Genomic DNA, 19,408 nt, shown 5'->3' with positions numbered 1-19,408 from the left:
AGTGTTCACAACCCTAACCTGCATCGGAAGGTAAAATTCATAAAAAAATCCTTTCGCACATTTTACATGGAAAGGTGGAACTTGGACTGGAATATGATACAATATAACGATAAGGCCCGAAAGGAGTGATTCAGCAAGTGGCTCTTCGGGTAACTAAAGTGTCTAAGGGGTCCGATTTATCGGGATGTCCTTATTCTCAGCCCAAATCACGACGAACCTGCTTCACCGGCGAGACGGAATTCCTTTATTGGAAGGATGGTATTGGCGGATAATGCAAGCCACGTATGTGTATGGTTTCTGAACTTGCATTCAAGGTTACGGCGAACTTTTCATCATGCATTCTCTACTATCGGAGCATTCATTTTCAATGTTTTGGGAGGGAACTGATCATGGCAAGTAAAGGTCATAACGAAGTCAAGGAAAGTCTGCGGGAAATGACACGAATTTTCCGGCCCAAAGATCCCAAGAAATTTGTGAAGGAGTACGTCCGTAAGTATCGGATTACGGGAGGCTATGAAGAAGAGCTGACCATGGTCGTGGAGCATGAGCTGGTGAGAATGAACTCATCCGTCTCTTGAACAACAGACAGTTGTACTAAGCATGCTGCTTCTTGAAAGACATCAATCTGAGTCATTACATCCATGAGGATTCTCATAAACCGTGCCCGGGCCGCTTGCTGCCGCAGGAAACGGTTTTTTTTGTATGCCCATTTAAATTGCGCATAACAAATCTTTTAAAATAGTCAAATGAATTAATAGACATAATTAGTTATGTATGCGCTTTATTCATTATAGCAGATATGAAGGTACTTTTGAAAGCGCTATTAAAGTCAATTGGGACAAGACTTCCTGCTGGACAATGCAACATGTGAATTTGTTGTGAACGATTGACAAAACACCCCTTCAAACTTATATTAATAGTGATTGTTATAATTGACAGGATAATACTCTAATCTACGAAATCGGGAAAAGCGGGGTAGATCAATGATGAAAACGTGGCAGGCTGGAAAGCGGCTTCTTCCCATGACCGCAGCGCTTGGACTCATTCTTGCCGGATGTGGGCGGGAGGACCTGTCGGTGCTTCGACCGCAGGGACCGGCGGCGGAAAGCTCGTTCGATCTGATGAAGCTGTCGATCACCATCATGATCGCAGTACTGCTGATCGTCTTCTCTATAGCAGCCTATGTGCTGATCCGTTTCCGCCGCAAACCGGATCAGAGCGAAATGCCTGAGCAGGTCGAGGGCAACTTCAAGCTCGAAGTGCTCTGGACGGTCATTCCATTGATTCTCGTAGTTGTGCTGGCCGTCCCTACGGTGAAAGCGGTGTTTGCCGCCGGGAATGATCATGCAAACGACAAAGATGCGATAAAGGTTAAAGTGACAGGGCACCAGTACTGGTGGGAATTCGAGTATACCGATTACGGAATAACCACAGCACAGGATCTGGTGATTCCCGCCGGGAAAGATATCGCTTTTGAGCTTAGCACGAAGGATGTATTACATTCCTTCTGGGTACCCTCCCTCTCTGGCAAAATGGACACCAACCCCGAAGGATCAACAAACCGTTTCAGCTTCAGTGCACCAAATGAAGGCGTTTACCGGGGCAAATGTGCAGAGCTGTGCGGTCCTTCCCATGGCTTCATGGAGTTTAAGGTGAAATCAGTCAGCGAAGCGGCGTTTGAAAAATGGGTGAATTCCATGAAAGCTCCAGCGGTGCTGCCGGAGGACCCGGCGCTTGCCAAAACGTTCAAGTCCCAGTGTCTGACCTGCCATGCGGTAGGGGAGATGCCTGACATGTCGAGTGCCCCGAACCTGACCGGGATTGGCTCCCGGGAGTCGGTGGCCGGAATCTTGCTGAATGATGATACAGGGGCGGATGGCGCTCCGGTGCTGGAGAATCTTAAGACCTGGCTGCATGATACCAAGGGCGTTAAGCCTGGCAACAAGATGCCTGACCCTAAGAAGGATATGGGACTGAGTGATGAAGAGATCGACGGAATTGCGGAGTATTTGGCCGGCTATACGCTGGACTAGAGCTTACAACCTGCAATGGAAGCAGCATATCTGAAAAGGGGGTACGAACCTTGGCTCAAGCAGCGCAGTCCCTGAATCCATCACCACCTTTGAGGCATGGCCACAGCGTAAAGCGTCATACCGGACTGATGGACTGGATTACTACCGTCGATCATAAAAAGATAGCGATTCTTTACCTGTGGGCTGGAGGCTTGTTTTTTGGCATCGGCGGGCTTGAGGCCATTCTGATCCGTATCCAGCTCATCAAGCCGATGAATACATTTCTGGATGCCCAGACGTTCAATGAACTGATCACGATGCATGGTACAACCATGATTTTCCTGGGCGTCATGCCAGTGATTTTTGCGCTGATGAACGCGGTGATTCCGCTGCAGATCGGAGCCCGCGATGTGGCCTTTCCTTTTCTGAATTCGTTGGGCTTCTGGACCTTCCTGTTTGGCGGCATCCTGCTCAATCTCAGCTGGATCATGGGCGGTGCGCCTGATGCGGGATGGACCGCGTACACCCCATTATCCACTATCCAGTACAGTGGAACGCATGGGGTTGATTTCTATACCATCGGGCTGCAGATTGCCGGTCTCGGGACCCTGATCGGCGGCATTAACTTTCTGGCTACCATCATTACGATGCGCGCGCCGGGGATGTCCTTCATGCGGATGCCGATGTTCGTCTGGGCCAGCTTCATCACGTCCGCGATTATCCTGTTTGCTTTCCCGGCTATTACAGTAGGGCTAGTGCTGCTTACGTTCGACCGGATTCTCGGAGCCAATTTCTTCGAAACCTCGTCAGGCGGCAACCCGGTGCTCTGGCAGCATATCTTCTGGATCTTCGGTCATCCCGAAGTGTATATTCTGATTCTTCCTGCATTCGGCATCATTTCGGAGGTTATCCCGACTTTTGCCCGGAAGCGGCTGTTCGGCTACAGCTCCATGGTTTTTGCCACGATTCTGATCGCCTTTCTGGGCTTCATGGTCTGGGCGCATCACATGTTCACGACAGGCCTTGGTCCGGTAGCGAACGCGCTGTTCTCGGTATCGACGATGCTGATTGCCGTGCCGACCGGGATCAAGATCTTCAACTGGCTGTTTACGATGTGGGGCGGGCAGGTTCGTTTTACGAGTCCTAATCTGTTCGCAGTCGGTTTCATTCCCACCTTCACGATGGGCGGCGTAACCGGGGTCATGCTGGCCTCTGCGCCTGCGGATTTCCAGTTCCATGATACGTACTTTGTTGTTGCACATTTCCATTACGTCATTGTCGGCGGTCTGGTATCCGGACTGTTCGCAGGACTGCACTATTGGTGGCCGAAGATGTTCGGCCGGATGCTAAGCGAACGCTTAGGCAAATGGACTTTCTGGACCTTCATTATCGGCTTCCATCTCACCTTCTTCGTGCAGCATTTCCTGGGACTTATGGGGATGCAGCGCCGGGTATTCACGTATTTGCCGAATCAGCAGTTTGACCTGCTTAATCTGGTCAGTACGATAGGCGCGGGGCTGATGGGTGTGGGAATGCTTATTTTCCTCACGAATATCTTCCTCACTTCCAGAAAACCGGCAGACGCGGCAGACGATCCCTGGGGAGACGGCCGCACGCTGGAGTGGACGATTTCCTCGCCGCCGCCCGAATACAATTTCAAACAGACGCCGCTGGTGCGGGGCCTGGATGCCTTCTGGAAGGAAAAAACCTCCGGTCATACCGCTATGACGCCTGCTGAGCCGGTCGGTCCAATTCATATGCCATCGGCGACGATCCTGCCGTTCCTGATGTCGGTCGGCATCTTTATTGCCGGATTTGGCTTTATGTTCAGCCGGGATGACTTCGGGAATGCGTTCATGAGCTTTATGTTCAATAACTATCTGGTTACGGCCATAGGGCTGCTGATCACCTTTGGATCGATGCTGGTACGGTCGCTCTATGATGATCACGGCTGGCATATCGAGCCTGAAGAGCTGGAAGGAAGGTGAGCGGACATGACAACAGCACATGCTGAGGCGGCAGGCACTCTTCCGCACGAACCGGAAAAGGCAACCCTGGAAGGAAGGAATAAGGTGCTGGCCTTCTGGCTGTTCCTAGGCGGAGAGTCGGTGCTGTTCGGCACATTGTTTGCCACATTCCTGGCTCTGCGCAATCAGACTAATGAGGGTCCGTCGGCGAATGAACTGTTCCACCTGCCGCTGGTGGCGGCTGCAACCTTCCTTCTGCTGGTGAGCAGTCTGACCAGTGTGTTTGCCATCCAGGCCATGCACCGCAATAAGCCGGCGCTGCTGCGCAATTGGCTGCTGATTACAGTCTTTCTGGGACTTGGCTTCCTAGGCCTGGAAATCTACGAATTCAGCGAATATATAAGGCATGAAAAGTTCGGCATGACGACAAGCGCCTTCAGCTCCGCATTTTATACTCTGGTTGGTTTCCATGGTGCCCACGTGGCTTTTGGCATTCTCTGGATTTCCGTATTGATCGGACAACTGGCGCGCAAAGGGCTTACAGTCATAACCGCACCCAAAGTTTATGTGTCCGCCATGTACTGGCATTTCATAGATGTGGTGTGGGTCTTTATCTTTACCGTCGTATACCTGCTCGGAAAGGTGGGGTAACCATGGCGACAGAACAGCATTCCCCTTCGGATGGTGCAGTGAAGCACCGTCACCGGCAGGAAGGGCCGCAGCGGCATATCGTGGTGTTTGTCCTCTCTGTTGTCCTGACGCTGATTGCCTTTGCGGCTGTTGCCGCCGGAGGCGTCAACGCTACATTTGCCGTGATCCTGTTGCTGGTGATGGCCGTGTTTCAGGTCATCCTGCAGATGGGCTTTTGGATGCATCTCAAGGATAAAGGGCACTTGCTGCCGATTATATTCATGCTGGGCGGCTTTTTTATTGCCGGAACCTGCATCGTGATGGCGCTGTACTGGGTATGGTGGGATTAATGAGACAGGGCGGCGATGCCGCCTTTTTTGCTATAAGAAGAGCGGACGCTGCTGAATGAGAAATAAGGGTGAGTATGGAGGCTCAGTGAGGAGGTTAGAGCGGCGCGGGTTACTTCACTAACTAATTTGCTGGTGGTAAAAGGAGTTAGCGGGAGCGAGATGAAATAAACATAATTCTCGTTACTAGGGCTGGAATTGGGTTTAGTTGGAAAAAGTAGAGTTAATTCTCCCGTTTAGGGGTGAAACCGACTATTAGTGGGAAAAAGTAAACTTAATTTGGCTGAAAACTGCGAAGGAGTATGGTTTTAACCGAATTAGTTGTACAAATTCCACTTAGCAGTGTCAACAACGGGTTTGCATTCGGATTAGTTGTACACATTCCACTTTGCAAACGCAGACGTGGGGAAGGTAGGCGTACCGCCTCGGTCCTCACCACACCGGGTAGCGTACCTCCATAGGTTCCGCCCTCCCGGGTAGCGTACCGCCTCGGTCCTCACCATACCGGGTAGCGTACCGCCTCGGTCCTCACCATACCGGGTAGCGTACCGCCTCGGTCCTCACCATACCGGGTAGCGTACCGCCTCGGTCCTCACCACACCGGGTAACGTACCGCCTCAGGTTCCGCCCTCTAAGGTAGTGACCGAATCAGGCTCAGTGAGTCTCAGGCCTTCCATCCGGTCAGCGCTTCAACTACGCTTTCCAACCTTTGTCCCATCAAATATCCTGTACGAGGAGGCCTGAAACATGCCGGGATTATCCTTTTTCAGCTTTACCGAGCTGTGGAGTCCGCTGTTTCTTGCGGTCATGCTGCTTTTGTCAGCCGGCTACTTTGTAGGGATAGGTCCGCTTGCCGGGCGCTTTCCGGGTTCATCTACAGTTCCGCTATGGCGGCGGCTCTCGTTCATCTTTGGTATGCTGGCGCTGTATCTGGCCCAGGGTGGACCGCTCAGCCTGCTGGGGCATATTTTGTTCTCTTTTCACATGGTGAGCATGGCTTTCTCTTATCTGGTGGCGGTACCGTTGATCATGCTGGGCATTCCGGATTGGGCCTGGAGAGCTCTGCTGAAGGCAGTTCCTCTTCCGCTGCGGCGGTTATCCTTTCTGGCTCAGCCCGTGTTGGCCGCGCTGCTGTTCAACGGACTATTTTCGCTCTATCATATCCCCGTGATTCATGATTATGTCATGCTGCATTTTACGGTGCACCGGATTTACTATGCGGTACTCTTCCTGACCTCCGCACTCATGTGGTGGAATCTGATCAATCCGCTGCCGGAGCTGCGGAGCTTAAGCGGACTGGGCCAGATCGGGTTTATCTTTCTGAACATGGTACTGCTGACCCCGGCTTGCGGACTGATCATATTTGCGGGAGCGCCGTTATATGCCACTTATAGTGATCCGCAGACCTGGGCGCGGGCGATGGGGTACTGTGTGTCCGGGAGTCCAGCAGCACTGCTGCAGGCTTTTGGCGGTCCGGCCTTCTTCGGCTGGCTGTCGCCTAAGGTGGATCAGCAGGTGGGCGGGATCGCCATGAAGTTCATTCAGGAATTTATTTTTGCCTCGATGCTTGCTTATGTGTTCTATCATTGGTATAAAAAAGAGAACGGGCAAGACGATGCGGAAGTCTCCGCGCCCTCTTCCGAGCTGGAAGAGCATGTTTTGACCCGGGTATAGCAGGTAGAGCACCGAGGAGGATAATCATGGATATTTTTACAGTGTTTCCGACGATCAGCACATCTTTCATCGTGATCAGTGCGGTGCTGGTAGCTATTGGCTGGAGACAAATTATTAAAGGTAAACGCGAAGCGCACAAGAAGACGATGATTGCCGCCGCTGTCGCTGCTGTACTGTTTTTCATCGTATATATGTCAAGAACGGTGTTTGTAGGCAATACTTCGTGGGGTGGTCCGAATAGTCTGTCGCTGTTGTACCACATTTTTCTGATTTTTCATATTGTGCTGGCAACGGTGGCAGCCGTATTTGGAATTACCACGCTTACTCTCGGCTTCAAGGCTCAGTATGCCAAGCACCGGAAATGGGGCAGAGTGACCGCAGTGATCTGGTTCATTACAGCCATTACAGGAGTAGCGGTATATGTGCTGCTGTACATATTTTATCCTGGCGGACATACGAAGCCTGTATGGGATGCCATTTGGGGTTTTAATTGAAGTAAGAATCGGCCTGTACCGCTGCATCCTTCGTAGGAATGCAGGGTACAGGCCTTTTTGATGTGGTTTACCGCCTTTATGAACGGAAGGTAGCAAATCTTGTTCAAATTCGGAAGCAGACAGTTTATAACTTTGGGTTGACACTGGAAAATGAAGGACATATACTGTGTATATAGATATACACAGTAAGCACACAGGAAGCACACAGGAAGCACACTCAGATGATAATTGATGCACACCATGTTACTGAACATAAAGTGAGGTTAAAGTTGATGACAACGATAAGAGATGCCTTGATTATTGTCCGGGGGGACTTTCGGGCCGATAAACTGAAGCTGTTGTGGGCACTGGCCTTTGCCATTGTTTTTATGGGCTATATTTCCATATTTAGCGGAATGATTCTGGATGATGTACTGGAGTCGGGGGACGGGAAGGTGCTGGCAGATATCCTGCTGCTGTCAATGACGCCAATGCTTGGCGTCACTTTCTCCAGGCGTACGATGAAGTATTTAAGTGAGGACTCGTATACCCGGATGCTCGCTTATATGCGCAGTCTCCCGGTTCCGGTGGCTGTGATTCTGTGTAAGAGAAAGCTGCATACCCTCTTCTCCCTTTCTCTGAACGGGGTGCTCCTCTTCGGCCTTATTTATGCCATGAGCGGACAGATTCGAAGCGAGTTGACTATCCCTGCTTATCTCTCCTTTGCATTAATTTGGACAGGGTTCGCACTTGTGATGTCGGGGCTGTACACTTTCATTGAATTGCTGGTTAGCGGTAAAATATATTTCTGTCTTCTCCTGCTCATCGTGTTGCTGTGCATGGGTGCGGCCCTGCTGGTCTGGGAGTTCGGAGGGAATCTGTTCCTCTACAGCTTACAAAATGCGAAGGAATGGGGCTTAGCCTCCCCGTTGATGTGGTCAACGCTGTTGCTGGGAACCGTATCCGTGCAGCTGTTTTCCAAATGGACCATCTATCGGCTGAAGAGCCGTGATCTCGTATGAGGGGACTGAAGGATAGGGAGGATCTCCGGGTGGCCGGAGCGTGGAAAGCGGGTGTGAATCATGTGGATACCGATACAAATTAACGAGAATAGCGCTGAGCCGCTGTACCACCAGATCGAAACCCAGCTCAAATCGCTGATTATCAGCGGAACCATCACCGAGGGTACACTTCTGCCGTCGATCCGGGAATTTGCCGGTGACCTGAAATGCAGCGTAATCACTGTGCGCCGTGTCTATCAGGATCTGGAGGCCGAGGGTCTGCTGCGTACCAGACAGGGTACAGGTACCTTTGTCTCCCATGTGGGTGAAGGAGCGATGGAGGGATACAAGAAGGAAGCCATCCGCAAAGCACTGGAGAGTGCAGTGGATGTCGGCTTGTCCGTACAATGCTCTGAAGCGGAGCTGATGGAACTGTTTCGGGAAATTGTAAAGCACAAATATGGATCACAGGAATGAAAGGTGGGGACTTTCAATGGTACAGCAGGCCATAGAGCTGCGTAATGTGAGCAAGAAGCGACGGCGGGGCAAGACGATAGGACCGCTTGATCTGAAGCTCCCGCAAGGCTATATTACCGCACTGGTGGGACAGAATGGGTCCGGAAAAAGCACACTGCTGCACATGCTTCTGCAGCTGACATTTCCCGACGAGGGAGAGATCCGCTGGCTAGGGCAGCTTTATCCGGACGGGTTGCCGCTGTCGCTTCGCCAGCGTATAGCCTACGTGCCAGAAACCTCAGAAGTGGAAGAGAAGTTCTGGAGTGCCGGAGAGGCTGCTGAATTCCGCCGACACTGGTATCCGGATTGGGACCAGGAATATTTCGAGGAACTGCTGGCGAAATTTGAAGTGCCGCAAGGTGCGAAGCTGGGGAAGATGTCCAAGGGAGAGCGCCGTAAGTTCGAGATTGCTGCCGCTCTGGCACCCCGCCCACAGCTGCTCCTGCTGGATGAACCCTCCTCGGGGCTGGACCCTTTCGCCTGGAAGGCTATGGTTGAGACGCTGCGCAAATATATGGATGCTACCGGTGCTACCGTGGTGATCTCCACCCACATTATTGAAGAAGTGCGGCGGCTCGCAGATTATATCGTGCTGATGCATCAAGGGAGCCTGCTCGGAATGGCCGAAAAGGATAGTCTGTTCGGCTCCTGGAGCGAGCTTTGGGTCCAGGTGGAGAATGAAGAGGAGCTGAGGGAGCTTGCAGGGGAGTTGCCGGGAGCATTGCATTTTGATATGCAGACACCGGGTGTGGCTTCACTCATTACCCCGCAAGCTCAGCAAAATGAGAAACGCATGCAGAATTTAGGCGTAAAGGTTATTAAGAGCCGGATGCTCGAGCTGGATGAGATCTTAAGCTTATGGACACAGGGGCATCGCCCGATTCTGATTGACCAGGAGAGAGGGGATTAGAAGAATGGAAGCTTTGAAGCTGGAACAGGTAGTGAAGCAGTATGGAGAGAAGACCGCAGTAAACGGAATCAGCCTGAAGGTGGAGCAAGGTGAGATTTATGGACTGCTCGGAGCCAACGGCGCCGGCAAAACAACGACGATGCGCATGGTGCTTGGACTGATCTATCCCGATGAGGGAAAGATCCTCTATAATGGCAAAACGTTCAGTGATGAACTGCAGCATCTGATGGGATACCTCCCGGAGGAACGCGGGCTGTACCCGAAGGTTAAGGTTAGTGATCAGATTATCTATCTGGCCCGGCTGCGCGGTATGTCGGCCAGTGATGCGGACAAGAGCCTCCGCTTCTGGCTGGACCGCTTCGACGTTCCGGATTATTACAATAAGAAGATTGAAGAGCTGTCGAAGGGCAATCAGCAAAAAATGGGCTTCATCGCCGCAGTTGTCCACAAACCGCAAATTCTGGTCCTCGACGAGGCTTTCAGCGGCCTGGATCCGGTCAACGTGGAACTGCTTAAGGATACTGTAAGGGAGTTGCGTGACCAAGGTACAAGCATTCTGTTCTCCACCCACCGGATGGAGCATGTGGAAGAGCTGTGCCGCAATATCACAATTCTCGACCGTTCCAATACAGTAGTGCAAGGGGATATTCGTGAGATCAAAAAGGGTTACCCGCGCGAAGAAGTTGTGCTGCGGACGGTGGGCGAAGTAAGCGGCCTGGATCTGATTCCTGGAGTTAGCGCGGTGCAGAAGCAGGAGCGGGGTTATGTGCTCTCCATCAGCGAGATTGGTGCAGCACAGCGTATTCTCCAGCATGCGATGTCGGCCAATGAAATTGAGCATTTTGAAATCAAGGAACCAACCTTGAACCAAATCTTTATCAGAGCGGTGGGTGAATCTCATGAATAAGATGGGGACAATTATTAGCTTTACCTTTAAAAACAAAGTGAGAACCAAATCCTTCATGATTACAACATTAATTCTGGTGCTGCTGCTGAGCATCGGGATGAACGTGCCATACCTCATCAAAGTGTTTCAAGGTGATAATGGAGCGAAGAATACACAGATCGGTGTAGTGGCTGAACAGGGGAACCGTGCCGCTGAGCTCCTGCTGGCGTATGCGCCGCCTGCAACTCCGAAAGCTGATGCAGATAAAGATAAGGACACTGTGTCTTTTAAGGCTTTTGCCTCGGCGGATGATGCTGCCCTGAAGCAGGGATTGGACGACGAGAAAATCGAAGGCTACCTTACCTTTGATGCCAAAGGCACGGAAGGCGTCCCTCCAGTAACCTACCATAGTAAGGACGGAGAACTGGATGGAGATTTGCAGACTTACCTTCAGACTGCCCTGCAACAGATCAATACAAAGCTGATCGTAGGTGATAAGCTGACTCAAGCACAGGTAGCGGCGATGTTCGCGCCGGTGTCTATCGGAACCCAGCAGCTCAGTACGGATGGAACGGACAGCGGAGCAGCAGATAAATCAAAGCCAGCTATCAATTATGTTATCGTCTATGTGCTTCTGATCCTCTTCTTCATGTCGATTACCATGACCGGGAATATGATTTCGGCAGAAGTCACCTCGGAGAAAAGCTCCCGTATCATGGAGATTCTGATTACCAGTGCTTCACCGCTAACGCAAATGTTCGGCAAGGTGATCGGGATCTTCCTGGTCGGCTTGATGCAGATTGCCGTTATCTCGGCAAGTATCGCCATCAATCTGATGCTTCCGCATAACGCCAGCATATTGTCTGATTTTGACCTGGATCTTGGACAATTAAATTACGGTATTCTCATATACGGACTAATCCTTTATGTGCTGGGCTTCTTCCTGTATGCTCTGATGTATGCTGCTGTAGGCTCCATTGTGAGCCGCACGGAGGATCTGGGCCAGGCTGTGATGCCGGTAATGATGTGTACCTTTGTGGCCTTCTACATTCCGTTGTTCAGCATCTCAGCTCCTAATACCATGCTTATCAAGGTGGCAAGCTTTGTGCCCATCACTTCACCGCTCAGCATGCTGCTGCGCATCGGTATAGGGGACGTTGCCTTTTGGGAGATTGCTGTATCACTCATCATCTTGCTCGCAACCACATTTGGACTGGGCTGGCTCGCCGCCAAGATCTACCGTACCGGTGTGCTGATGTACGGCAAACGCCCAAGCATCAAAGAGATCAGAAAAGCGATGAAGGCTTACAAGATTTAAGCGGAATAAGCGCAGTCATTGAGAACAAGTAGCAGTATTTGTTAAAAACCTTGAAGGGCCTAGGCCTTTTGAGGTTTTTTTGCGTTAAGGTATTCGAAATGTAATAAAAAATGGATTGCTCTGCCAAACCAGTGTCGCCAGTTCGAAAGCCAGTTCAGGTTGTTCGCTGCCAATCAGCAGTGCAATTAATTGCCGGTTATGCCCCAAGTCCTTGCTGGAATATTGACGAATGAATCTGCTCAACACTTCTTCCCCCTTTGTGCCGGAAATAACTTCATTCAGCGCTTCTGTAAGTTTCGGTGAAAGAGTTGTGGTGTCAGCAGTAGCCAATGCAGTTGACGCTTCACTTTGCTTGCTCCATGCGATCATCTGTAAAGTCTTCGAGATCGTGTTATTTAACATGAGGGAAAACACAGAGGGCATAGTATGTGATGCTCTAAAATTAGTATTACTGAATAAGCAAGAGATATTTTTTGATCCTTCTTTTTTGGGTATAAATGTTGGGGGCTCAGATGTTGAAGAATTATGGATTAATAACCAAAAAGAACGCTTCGACCCAGTTTTAACTATAATAAACTTTTAAAGTTACATTGTGCTTATGATTCAACTACTTCTCGTCCGTTATACGTAAGGTAGTCTTTCAAGGGTCAGCAAGATTTTTTTTCCGTAGCGACCAGCCTGGAATGAGATTACCTATGATGAAATAAATTGTATAGAGACTTCAACAGACAGTGTGGTTGAATCATACAGCTATGATAATAAACCGGGTTAAAAGCACACTTTCTTAAAATGATTTGCAGGATATGGAGTATACCTATGACAAACTAAACCCGTATAACCCATAAAGGTCTTCGCATTTCCAAATCGAGTGAATGAACATACCTCAGCTACGATACCTGTGGCTGTCGTTTCAGCAACGCCAGTATTGGGAGACTACCCAAGGCTATTACAATTCCAACATTGACTGGGTACATGATTTTCTAAAACAGTTCCAATAATAGAATCAGACCTTGGGGGCATAATCCTTAAGGTCTTTCTTTTTATCCCACCCAGTGCCGAATGAATCGGGCGGCTAAGAAGAAATGCTCACTATCCCCGTATGAGATTTTCTCAAGACCCCTGTTCGCACAATTCCTTTCAGTGCTTGTATTTATTCCTCTATAATTTACCAAGACCCTTGGGAGCAATCTTCAAGGTCTTGATTGATCGGACCCAATGCCCAATGAATCGGTGGCTGACAAACTTACAAAGTTTTGAAAAACATACCGTATAGAAAACACCAGTCTCCGGCATTCGTTATCTGTTCATCTGGCGGAATCATGCCGTATGGTGTACCTTAGTAAGTAAGGAGTGGTAATGTTGATGAAAAAAAGACAAACGCCCTTGATGGTAGCGGCTTCGATCCTGTTGATTATCCTCAGCAGCCTGATTGATTCAGAAGGTTCAACCTGGCTGGGTGCGCTACAGACGTTATTACTGGGTATCGGATTATTAGGGTGCTGCATGGCATTCTTGAGATTCGCCAAGGGCGGCAAAGGCACAAAAGACAAGAATAGCAAAAAAGGCAAAAAATAATAAAAACGGAATAGAAGCCGTGGCTGGTTGCCACGGCTTTTTTGCGGCTTAAGAAATTATTTATGTCTAAAACTATGGAAACTCCGATTGAAAAGTGAGAGGGATAAACGGAAGAAACGAAGTGATTCAATAGATGGTAAAGCCAGAGGGAGCAATAAGAAGTGGGTGTCATTACCGTGATTCATAGGGTTGGCCGTGATTTGAAGTTTAACCCACTTAAGTACCTTTGAATTGAGTGTAGGCAGGGAAATCGGCGGAATGAGAGGTAGAAATACCTCTGGTCGCGCCATAAACGGGCTAGCGGGCGGAATGAGAGGTAGAAATACCTCTGGTCGCGCCATAAACGGGCTAGCGGGCGGAATGAGAGGTAGAAATACCTCTGGTCGCGCCATAATCAGGCTAGCGGGCAGAATGAGAGGTAGAAATACCTCTGGTCGCGCCATAAACAGGCTAGTGGGCGGAATGAGAGGTAGAAATACCTCTGGTTGCGCCATAAACAGGCTAGCGGGCGGAATGAGAGGTAGAAATACCTCTGGTCGCGCCATAACCGGGCTAGCGGGCAGAATGAGAGGTAGAAATACCTCTCATTCTGGACGGTACCTTAAGCGATACTCTGTATCGCTGCTTCAGCAGCATAGGCTCTCTGTACAGGACTGCAAATCCGTTTTGGCCTACAGTGCTGTTCACTTTAGCCGGCAGATAAACTGGATTTCGGCAGTGCAGCTTCATGTCCTGCCAGTAGTTCACGCATTTGCCGGAGCTGTGCCTTAAGCTCTGGCATGCTTTTCATGAGGATCGGACTGATCTCCGCCAAGGGGAGCCGCAAGCCATACCGGAGCGCATGCACAAGCTGGTCCTCCCAGGAGAGACAAGCTGTACTGCTGGCCTTACGGCCTTGTGCAATCCGGAAGCAATGCCGGATGCATTCGCGGTAGGCCAGAAGAGAGAAGCTCTGCGGGTCGCAGCCCTTTCGGAGATAAGGTATATACAGCTCTGTGAAGCTCTTCACGGCAGCCTCCTCCGCTTCAGAACCCTGTCCCAGCAGCAACCTGCAGAGCGTAAAGATATTTCCGCTATACTTCTCAACATATTCCGCAAATTCGGATGCGGAAACCGACATGCGCGATTCCATTCCTGTATTCCTCCCCGGATTAGATATACTACTTTTCACCTAGCCCCGGCCGCTCTCCCGGCGAAACCCCGTTACCTCACTAATTTCCGCAAAAAAGCCGCAGCAGAGGAGAACCTCTGCTGCGGCTTCGGTACAGGCTTAAATAAACCTGGCGCTTAAGCTTGGCGGGTTAAGATCTCTCTCTATACGCTTACGAGGTTAGCTGTCGGATTCGGACGGTGAGAGTCGCCCTACCTTGTGAGACCGCACTTCTGCAGTCTCCTTAGGATTCACCCCAATAAGGCCTTGTGGCCCGGTGGTTCCCCCGTTTCCCGTGTGCCGGGAATTCAGCGTTCATGTAATTTTTCATGAATTACTTTCAAAACGAATCATACTGCTTCGGGGAGGTCTTTGTAAAAAAGGAAAAGGGAGTTGCTGCGCCAATTTCACGTTGAAATCGGATAATTCGAAGGAAATAAACAGATAAAACCATATATCTTACTGCATATCGGCCCATTATCTCATTCGCACGCCTGTTTTTATTTCTGCCTCAAAATACGGGTCATTCCTTAGGCAAGACAAAAAGGGTATTCAGGGGCAAACAGCTCCCGGATACCCTTTTGTTCAAGTTAAACCAATGAATCCGTACGCGGCATTCTCCTGCCAGCGTTCCGGCATATTTATTTCGTAGCTGCGATAAGCTCCTTCAGCTCGGGCAGATTGAACCCTTTGACGACATGTGCCCCGGCTACTGTAACAGGAACGCCCATGAAGCCCAGCTTCTCAACTTCTTCCTGATAAACCGTGCTGGTCATTACATCCCGTACCTCAAAAGGAATGTCCTGCTCCTTCATCAGCTGTTTCACCTGATTGCAGTCACTGCAGTTGGCTGTAGAATAAATGATTACAGGTTGGCTCATTGGCTCACAGCTTCCTTGAGGGCATCGCGGGTGATTTTCCAGTGGGAGGTGTTCCACCGGACTTCACCATCTTCCAGCAGGAAGATTTGCGGGGACTCATGCTTGATGCCGAAATCTTCGGCAATCTGGTTGGAGACCGGACGGTCTTCAATCACATGAACCACAGCAGCGGGAGTTCCGGAGCTCTGGACATAAGCCTGGAATTCTTCATTCGCCTTGGCGCTGATCGGGCAGGTGGTACTGTGCTTGAAGAGCAGTTTTTTACCGGGTTGTGCAATGTATTGATGCAATTCATCAAGACTGCGGATTTGTTGTATGGACATTAGGGGTTCACCCTCCTGGTAGTTTATTTTGCTAACAATTCGGTTGTTAACAATGATATTCCTGATTGTAACATAGTTCAAAATTAAATCAAAAGGAAGAATCAGCAGGGAATGCATTAGCAGAATAGTCCAGCAGAGGACGTTGAATAATGACAATTCCCATGCTAAGGTGTAGGGGATATGGCGATTTATGTATATTGATGTCTGATAAGAGGGAGTGACCCATTCCATGAAAAAGGCTGCTTGTGTTACCGGTGCCGACCGGGGACTCGGGTTTTTCCTTGTGCGTTGGCTTCTGGAGAATAAATATAAGGTTTTTGCCGGGCAGTACCTGGAAGAATCGGAAGCGTTGGAAATACTCAATACAAAATATAAAGAACAGCTAGTTCTGGTTCCGATGGACATCGGCAGCAGCGACAGCGTAAAGTGCGCGGCACGAACTATTGCAGGACGCACAGGGCATCTGGATATGATCATCAACAATGCTGGAATTATTGACCGTGCGGATGATGCCACCATGCTGGTAGATATGGATGACACCGCGATGGCACGCATTTATAATGTGAATACGCTTGGCTCTCTGCGGGTGAGCAATTCGCTGATGGGCCTCCTGCTGCAAGGCAAGCAAAAGCTAATTGTGAACATCTCCTCTGAAGCCGGCAGCATCAGCCGCAATCAGCGGATTAACATGTACGGTTATTGTATGTCCAAGGCGGCACTTAATATGCAGTCCTCTTTACTGCACAATCATCTGCGGGTCATGGGCGGCCAGGTGATGGTTTTTCATCCGGGTTGGCTCCAGTCCTACATGAACGGTGACAAGAATGAGGCAGCCCCTATTCCCCCTGAAGAATCCGCCCGCAAAATTATGGGAATCGTGCAGGAGCATAAGACGCATATGGGCATGGAACCGGCTTATCTTGATCTGGACGGCAATCCTTGGCCCTGGTAAGAACAACTCTCGCTAAGAGAAAGGCGTAGATAAAAGATGACAGAATGGAAGGCACTGGCGCTGGGAAGCTATACAGAGGTTAAATATCATCCGTTCTCCGGGGTGGACCACGTGTTTGAGGAGTTATTTACCGGGAAGCTGGACGTGAAATCCACGGAAGATTACTCATTGCTCAGTCCGGACAGCCTATCGGCTTACAAGCTTGTGATAGCGTATACAGAATTTTCGGACAACAAAATAGCTCCTGAACAGAGCGGGGCACTGCTCTCCTATGTAGCTAACGGCGGCGGACTGCTCGTAGTGCACAATGGGATCTCACTGCAGCGTAACCAGGAGCTGGGTGTGATGCTGGGAGCGCATTTCACGCATCATCCGGCCTATACTGAGCTTCACATGACAGTTCCGGCAACAGGCCATCCGATCATGCAGGGGATTACCGACTTTGTCATCGAGGACGAGCCGTATTATTTTGACATGCAGCCCTATTTTGAAACGACGGTGCTGGCGGAGTATTTCCACGAGGGGGCCCATCATGCGGCAGCCTGGTGTCATGAGTTCGGGATGGGGCGAGTTGTGTATCTGATGCCGGGCCATCATCTTCCTTCCTTTTCCGTAGAGCCGTTCCGGCAGATGATTACAAGGGGCGGTCTGTGGGCGGCCGGATTACTGTAGTCCTTGATCATTTTAACAACATCATATGGATGGATAGTGTAAAAACCAACGGAAGCGTTAGACTGCTGTTGGTTTTTTGGTTGTTTGGCTGCTCCCGGCGATAAAAAGCCTTGACCCTGACACTGGTGTTAGGGTTTATACTAAGAACAGACCATTTCTCATGAACCCCGGGGAGAACAGACCATGAAAATAGGTGAGCTTGCCGCACGGACGGGTGTCAGCATCCGTTCTCTGCGATATTATGAACGTCAGGGCTTGATCACTCCGCTCCGCCAGGCCAATGGATACCGAGAGTATTCGCTCTTGTCCGTGGAGACGGTGGAGACGATCAAACTGTATTTGAATCTGGGCTTATCGACCGAGGAAATCGCCGGTTTCTTGAATTGTGTACTGAAGAAAAAAGAGGCTTTCTGTGCAGAAGTGATGCCGCTGTACCGCAGCAAGCTGGAGGATATTGAGCGTCAGCTCCTGCAGCTGAACCAGATCAAGCAGAATTTGGAGGAACGGATTGCTTCCATACAGCAGGAGCAGCAGGAATCAGAATAACCTGAATATATTCTTAGACTGATAAGGAGGAGTTAACAATGACTGTTATAAATGCCGGGCACGCCGATACCGTTCGGAGACAGCTGCAGGAAGGCGGAACTGTGCTGGTAGATTACGGAGCGCCATGGTGCGCGCCTTGCCGGGGTCTTCTGCCGGTTCTGGAGGAACTGGATGAAGAGTATGGCAGCAATATCACGATCCTCAAAGTGAATTGCGATGAGCTGCCGGAGCTGGCTGCAGAAGCGGGAGTCATGGGCCTCCCTACCGTGATCGTATACAATGGGGGGCAGCCTATGGAAAAGCTGGTAGGACTGCGCCCGAAATCGGCTTATCAGGGCGTGCTGGACAAATTTGCTGCCGCGAATAGCCGGTAAACGCAGGAAAGGCAGGAAGCCGCATAATGCTTGGCTTCCTGCCTTTTTGTTAAAATATAAGAATTTATATGTTTCACGCTATAAATTATCCTTCTATTTCTCGCTGAAACGGATACCATCCTTAAAAGGACGGCGAAGCCGTTTCCACTTGTGGGAAAAATTATAAATGGAACGAAGTGCGGTTATTTCGCATTCAATGGGAACGGTACCACTTCATTATGGTGCAGCGCTTCGAGCACTTCAGCATGGAGTTTGTCCGTGAATTCAGTCCATACCTTAAGGCTGACCCCCAGCTCATCACGGCCAATGGATTGGATCACTTCCAGCCATCCCCGTTTATCGTTAATAGTACCGAGCTGCTCCTGGATGTCTTTGTAGATTTCCTCATGGGCGTGAAATTTCTGGTTGAGCGCAAAGGAAGCGGCACCGGCGGTATAACGCAATTCCTTGGCGGCAATCCGCAGCTCATGCAGCGCATCGAAGGCTTCTTTGGATTCGGCCTCAGGACCCTTAAACAGGGTCTTGCAGGCTTTTTTCTTCTGCTCGAAAGCGACCTCAAGCTCACGCATGACAACATTCGCATCTCTTTTGGCCGCCAGTGCCTCGAGATCGCTGCTAAGGAATGCCTCCCATTTGGCATCCAGCGCTTTGCCGCACAGCTTGGGCAGTTTGGTGCTCAGTTTCTTGCGGTACTTCTTCCGCTCGTTCCTCTCGTACTGGATAACAGCCTTGAGCAGCTTGGCCGATTTGGCTTCTCCGGCTTCCTCCGCTTGCTCCCGTCTATCCTTGAAGGATTCAATCAGCACGTCCGCGTCTCTAACCTTGCCGAGTCTTTTTTGCGCCTCTTTGAAGGTACTATACAGATCTGCTGTCACCAGATGCTCCGGATCTAGAATGGACAATAGCGTCAGCAGCTTACGGCAGTTCACTCTGGCCTGATGGGTATCTTCATCGCCGAACTCCTTCAGCGCATCCTTGCTGTAATCACGGAAATTGAGATAGAGCTTGTTCAGCGCCAGCTCCCATTGTCTGGCTTTGCTGATTTGCCGTTCCTTCACGGTTAGCAGGTCAGTCATACGGCATCACTCCTTAATGGTTGTGTATAGCATGAGCTTTGGGGCGGGACGAATGCTCTTCATATATCTTAAGGATAACGCTATCATCCTGCTTTTTCAAATGAAGGTGCTGCCCTGAGCTTCGC

At 50.1% G+C, this 19,408-nt stretch carries 23 protein-coding genes, 1 pseudogene and 1 riboswitch; of the genes and pseudogenes, 18 read left to right on the top strand and 6 right to left on the bottom strand.

The window, feature by feature from the left end; translation table 11 throughout:
* Positions 1–389: 389 nt before the first annotated feature.
* The 12 genes from A3844_RS09595 (at position 390) to A3844_RS09540 (ending at position 11,734) form a co-directional block, all read left to right on the top strand.
* On the top strand, positions 390–578 hold the full coding sequence (locus tag A3844_RS09595) for a hypothetical protein (protein WP_019913840.1): 189 nt from the start codon (positions 390–392) through the stop codon (positions 576–578).
* Between the two features lie 405 nt (positions 579–983).
* Complete coding sequence (gene coxB / locus A3844_RS09590; RefSeq protein ID WP_074107290.1) at positions 984–2,033, top strand: cytochrome c oxidase subunit II; 1,050 nt, start codon at positions 984–986, stop codon at positions 2,031–2,033.
* A 128-nt stretch (positions 2,034–2,161) separates the two neighbouring features.
* The gene (gene ctaD / locus A3844_RS09585) at positions 2,162–4,000 is read left to right on the top strand and encodes a cytochrome c oxidase subunit I (protein WP_074086890.1); all 1,839 of its coding nucleotides are present in this window, start codon (positions 2,162–2,164) and stop codon (positions 3,998–4,000) included.
* Between the two features lie 6 nt (positions 4,001–4,006).
* Positions 4,007–4,630 (top strand): cytochrome (ubi)quinol oxidase subunit III, encoded by a 624-nt coding sequence (locus A3844_RS09580; protein ID WP_074107289.1) that lies wholly within the window; start codon positions 4,007–4,009, stop codon positions 4,628–4,630.
* A 2-nt stretch (positions 4,631–4,632) separates the two neighbouring features.
* Complete coding sequence (locus A3844_RS09575; protein WP_074086760.1) at positions 4,633–4,959, top strand: cytochrome C oxidase subunit IV family protein; 327 nt, start codon at positions 4,633–4,635, stop codon at positions 4,957–4,959.
* Between the two features lie 744 nt (positions 4,960–5,703).
* Positions 5,704–6,630, top strand: coding sequence for a cytochrome c oxidase assembly factor CtaG (gene ctaG / locus A3844_RS09570; RefSeq protein WP_074107288.1), 927 nt, complete (start codon positions 5,704–5,706; stop codon positions 6,628–6,630).
* A gap of 26 nt (positions 6,631–6,656) precedes the next feature.
* Positions 6,657–7,124 (top strand): DUF420 domain-containing protein, encoded by a 468-nt coding sequence (locus A3844_RS09565; RefSeq protein WP_074086762.1) that lies wholly within the window; start codon positions 6,657–6,659, stop codon positions 7,122–7,124.
* 272 nt (positions 7,125–7,396) lie between these two features.
* Positions 7,397–8,125 carry a hypothetical protein gene (locus A3844_RS09560; RefSeq protein WP_143192055.1) on the top strand — a complete coding sequence of 243 codons (729 nt, stop codon included), beginning with the start codon at positions 7,397–7,399 and terminating at the stop codon, positions 8,123–8,125.
* Between the two features lie 60 nt (positions 8,126–8,185).
* Positions 8,186–8,581 (top strand): GntR family transcriptional regulator, encoded by a 396-nt coding sequence (locus tag A3844_RS09555; RefSeq protein ID WP_074102751.1) that lies wholly within the window; start codon positions 8,186–8,188, stop codon positions 8,579–8,581.
* A gap of 16 nt (positions 8,582–8,597) precedes the next feature.
* Positions 8,598–9,530 (top strand): ABC transporter ATP-binding protein, encoded by a 933-nt coding sequence (locus A3844_RS09550; RefSeq protein WP_074102750.1) that lies wholly within the window; start codon positions 8,598–8,600, stop codon positions 9,528–9,530.
* Positions 9,531–9,534: 4 nt separating this feature from the next.
* Entirely contained in the window at positions 9,535–10,437 is a 903-nt protein-coding gene (locus A3844_RS09545; RefSeq protein WP_074107286.1) for an ABC transporter ATP-binding protein, read from the top strand.
* Entirely contained in the window at positions 10,430–11,734 is a 1,305-nt protein-coding gene (locus A3844_RS09540; protein WP_074107285.1) for an ABC transporter permease, read from the top strand. The genes A3844_RS09545 and A3844_RS09540 overlap by 8 nt, the downstream gene beginning before the upstream one ends.
* Before the next feature lie 84 nt (positions 11,735–11,818).
* Here the strand turns inward: A3844_RS09540 and A3844_RS32760 are convergent, their stop codons facing one another.
* Entirely contained in the window at positions 11,819–11,977 is a 159-nt protein-coding gene (locus tag A3844_RS32760) for a hypothetical protein (protein ID WP_167374660.1), read from the bottom strand.
* Between A3844_RS32760 and A3844_RS09535 the strand changes: the two genes are divergently transcribed.
* Positions 11,964–12,317, top strand: coding sequence for a hypothetical protein (locus A3844_RS09535; RefSeq protein ID WP_074107284.1), 354 nt, complete (start codon positions 11,964–11,966; stop codon positions 12,315–12,317). The two genes, A3844_RS32760 and A3844_RS09535, sit on opposite strands and share 14 nt — an antisense overlap.
* 185 nt (positions 12,318–12,502) lie before the next feature.
* Here the strand turns inward: A3844_RS09535 and A3844_RS33995 are convergent.
* Positions 12,503–12,646 (bottom strand): annotated as a pseudogene (locus tag A3844_RS33995) (hypothetical protein); the annotation flags it as partial.
* Between the two features lie 450 nt (positions 12,647–13,096).
* On the opposite strand from A3844_RS33995, the gene A3844_RS09525 reads away from it, so the two are divergent.
* Positions 13,097–13,309: a hypothetical protein gene (locus A3844_RS09525; protein WP_074086772.1), complete on the top strand. Its 213-nt coding sequence runs from the start codon at positions 13,097–13,099 to the stop codon at positions 13,307–13,309.
* 688 nt (positions 13,310–13,997) lie between these two features.
* Here the strand turns inward: A3844_RS09525 and A3844_RS09520 are convergent.
* From A3844_RS09520 to ytxJ, 3 genes are all read right to left on the bottom strand, one after another.
* A complete protein-coding gene (locus A3844_RS09520; protein ID WP_074107283.1) occupies positions 13,998–14,441 on the bottom strand; it encodes a hypothetical protein in 444 nt (147 codons plus the stop codon).
* 171 nt (positions 14,442–14,612) lie between these two features.
* Positions 14,613–14,783, bottom strand: a riboswitch (cyclic di-AMP (ydaO/yuaA leader).
* Positions 14,784–15,100: 317 nt separating this feature from the next.
* Positions 15,101–15,340 (bottom strand): glutaredoxin family protein, encoded by a 240-nt coding sequence (locus A3844_RS09515; protein ID WP_074086774.1) that lies wholly within the window; start codon positions 15,338–15,340, stop codon positions 15,101–15,103.
* Positions 15,337–15,663 carry a bacillithiol system redox-active protein YtxJ gene (ytxJ, locus tag A3844_RS09510; protein WP_074107282.1) on the bottom strand — a complete coding sequence of 109 codons (327 nt, stop codon included), beginning with the start codon at positions 15,661–15,663 and terminating at the stop codon, positions 15,337–15,339. The genes A3844_RS09515 and ytxJ overlap by 4 nt, the downstream gene beginning before the upstream one ends.
* Before the next feature lie 229 nt (positions 15,664–15,892).
* Between ytxJ and A3844_RS09505 the strand changes: the two genes are divergently transcribed.
* The 4 genes from A3844_RS09505 to A3844_RS09490 all read left to right on the top strand — a co-directional run bounded on the left by A3844_RS09505 (position 15,893) and on the right by A3844_RS09490 (position 18,207).
* Entirely contained in the window at positions 15,893–16,615 is a 723-nt protein-coding gene (locus A3844_RS09505) for an SDR family NAD(P)-dependent oxidoreductase (protein WP_074107281.1), read from the top strand.
* A 36-nt stretch (positions 16,616–16,651) separates the two neighbouring features.
* A complete protein-coding gene (locus A3844_RS09500) occupies positions 16,652–17,287 on the top strand; it encodes a ThuA domain-containing protein (RefSeq protein ID WP_074107280.1) in 636 nt (211 codons plus the stop codon).
* Positions 17,288–17,470: 183 nt separating this feature from the next.
* Complete coding sequence (locus tag A3844_RS09495) at positions 17,471–17,833, top strand: MerR family transcriptional regulator (RefSeq protein ID WP_074086779.1); 363 nt, start codon at positions 17,471–17,473, stop codon at positions 17,831–17,833.
* 38 nt (positions 17,834–17,871) lie between these two features.
* Positions 17,872–18,207, top strand: coding sequence for a thioredoxin family protein (locus A3844_RS09490; protein ID WP_074086780.1), 336 nt, complete (start codon positions 17,872–17,874; stop codon positions 18,205–18,207).
* Positions 18,208–18,389: 182 nt separating this feature from the next.
* Here A3844_RS09490 and A3844_RS09485 read toward each other — a convergent pair whose 3' ends face one another.
* Positions 18,390–19,283 carry a CHAD domain-containing protein gene (locus A3844_RS09485; RefSeq protein WP_074107279.1) on the bottom strand — a complete coding sequence of 298 codons (894 nt, stop codon included), beginning with the start codon at positions 19,281–19,283 and terminating at the stop codon, positions 18,390–18,392.
* Positions 19,284–19,408: the final 125 nt, after the last annotated feature.

Source organism: Paenibacillus helianthi, assembly GCF_001909055.1.
GTDB classification, from domain to species: Bacteria; Bacillota; Bacilli; order Paenibacillales; family Paenibacillaceae; genus Paenibacillus_AQ; species Paenibacillus_AQ helianthi.
The sequence above is the reverse complement of the archived record's forward strand: the minus strand, read 5'-3'. Positions and strand labels throughout refer to the sequence as shown.

Coding starts and splice junctions, on each gene's coding strand:
- A3844_RS09535 (WP_074107284.1), top strand. CDS start 11,964: ATGAATCTGCTCAACACTTCTTCCCCCTTTGTGCCGGAAATAACTTCA.
- A3844_RS09575 (WP_074086760.1), top strand. CDS start 4,633: ATGGCGACAGAACAGCATTCCCCTTCGGATGGTGCAGTGAAGCACCGT.
- A3844_RS09505 (WP_074107281.1), top strand. CDS start 15,893: ATGAAAAAGGCTGCTTGTGTTACCGGTGCCGACCGGGGACTCGGGTTT.
- A3844_RS09550 (WP_074102750.1), top strand. CDS start 8,598: ATGGTACAGCAGGCCATAGAGCTGCGTAATGTGAGCAAGAAGCGACGG.
- A3844_RS09580 (WP_074107289.1), top strand. CDS start 4,007: ATGACAACAGCACATGCTGAGGCGGCAGGCACTCTTCCGCACGAACCG.
- A3844_RS09495 (WP_074086779.1), top strand. CDS start 17,471: ATGAAAATAGGTGAGCTTGCCGCACGGACGGGTGTCAGCATCCGTTCT.
- A3844_RS09565 (WP_074086762.1), top strand. CDS start 6,657: ATGGATATTTTTACAGTGTTTCCGACGATCAGCACATCTTTCATCGTG.
- A3844_RS09515 (WP_074086774.1), bottom strand. CDS start 15,340: ATGAGCCAACCTGTAATCATTTATTCTACAGCCAACTGCAGTGACTGC.
- A3844_RS09500 (WP_074107280.1), top strand. CDS start 16,652: ATGACAGAATGGAAGGCACTGGCGCTGGGAAGCTATACAGAGGTTAAA.
- coxB (WP_074107290.1), top strand. CDS start 984: ATGATGAAAACGTGGCAGGCTGGAAAGCGGCTTCTTCCCATGACCGCA.
- A3844_RS09540 (WP_074107285.1), top strand. CDS start 10,430: ATGAATAAGATGGGGACAATTATTAGCTTTACCTTTAAAAACAAAGTG.
- A3844_RS09520 (WP_074107283.1), bottom strand. CDS start 14,441: ATGGAATCGCGCATGTCGGTTTCCGCATCCGAATTTGCGGAATATGTT.
- A3844_RS09490 (WP_074086780.1), top strand. CDS start 17,872: ATGACTGTTATAAATGCCGGGCACGCCGATACCGTTCGGAGACAGCTG.
- ctaD (WP_074086890.1), top strand. CDS start 2,162: ATGGACTGGATTACTACCGTCGATCATAAAAAGATAGCGATTCTTTAC.
- A3844_RS09560 (WP_143192055.1), top strand. CDS start 7,397: ATGACAACGATAAGAGATGCCTTGATTATTGTCCGGGGGGACTTTCGG.
- A3844_RS09485 (WP_074107279.1), bottom strand. CDS start 19,283: ATGACTGACCTGCTAACCGTGAAGGAACGGCAAATCAGCAAAGCCAGA.
- A3844_RS09545 (WP_074107286.1), top strand. CDS start 9,535: ATGGAAGCTTTGAAGCTGGAACAGGTAGTGAAGCAGTATGGAGAGAAG.
- A3844_RS09525 (WP_074086772.1), top strand. CDS start 13,097: ATGAAAAAAAGACAAACGCCCTTGATGGTAGCGGCTTCGATCCTGTTG.
- ytxJ (WP_074107282.1), bottom strand. CDS start 15,663: ATGTCCATACAACAAATCCGCAGTCTTGATGAATTGCATCAATACATT.
- ctaG (WP_074107288.1), top strand. CDS start 5,704: ATGCCGGGATTATCCTTTTTCAGCTTTACCGAGCTGTGGAGTCCGCTG.
- A3844_RS09595 (WP_019913840.1), top strand. CDS start 390: ATGGCAAGTAAAGGTCATAACGAAGTCAAGGAAAGTCTGCGGGAAATG.
- A3844_RS09555 (WP_074102751.1), top strand. CDS start 8,186: ATGTGGATACCGATACAAATTAACGAGAATAGCGCTGAGCCGCTGTAC.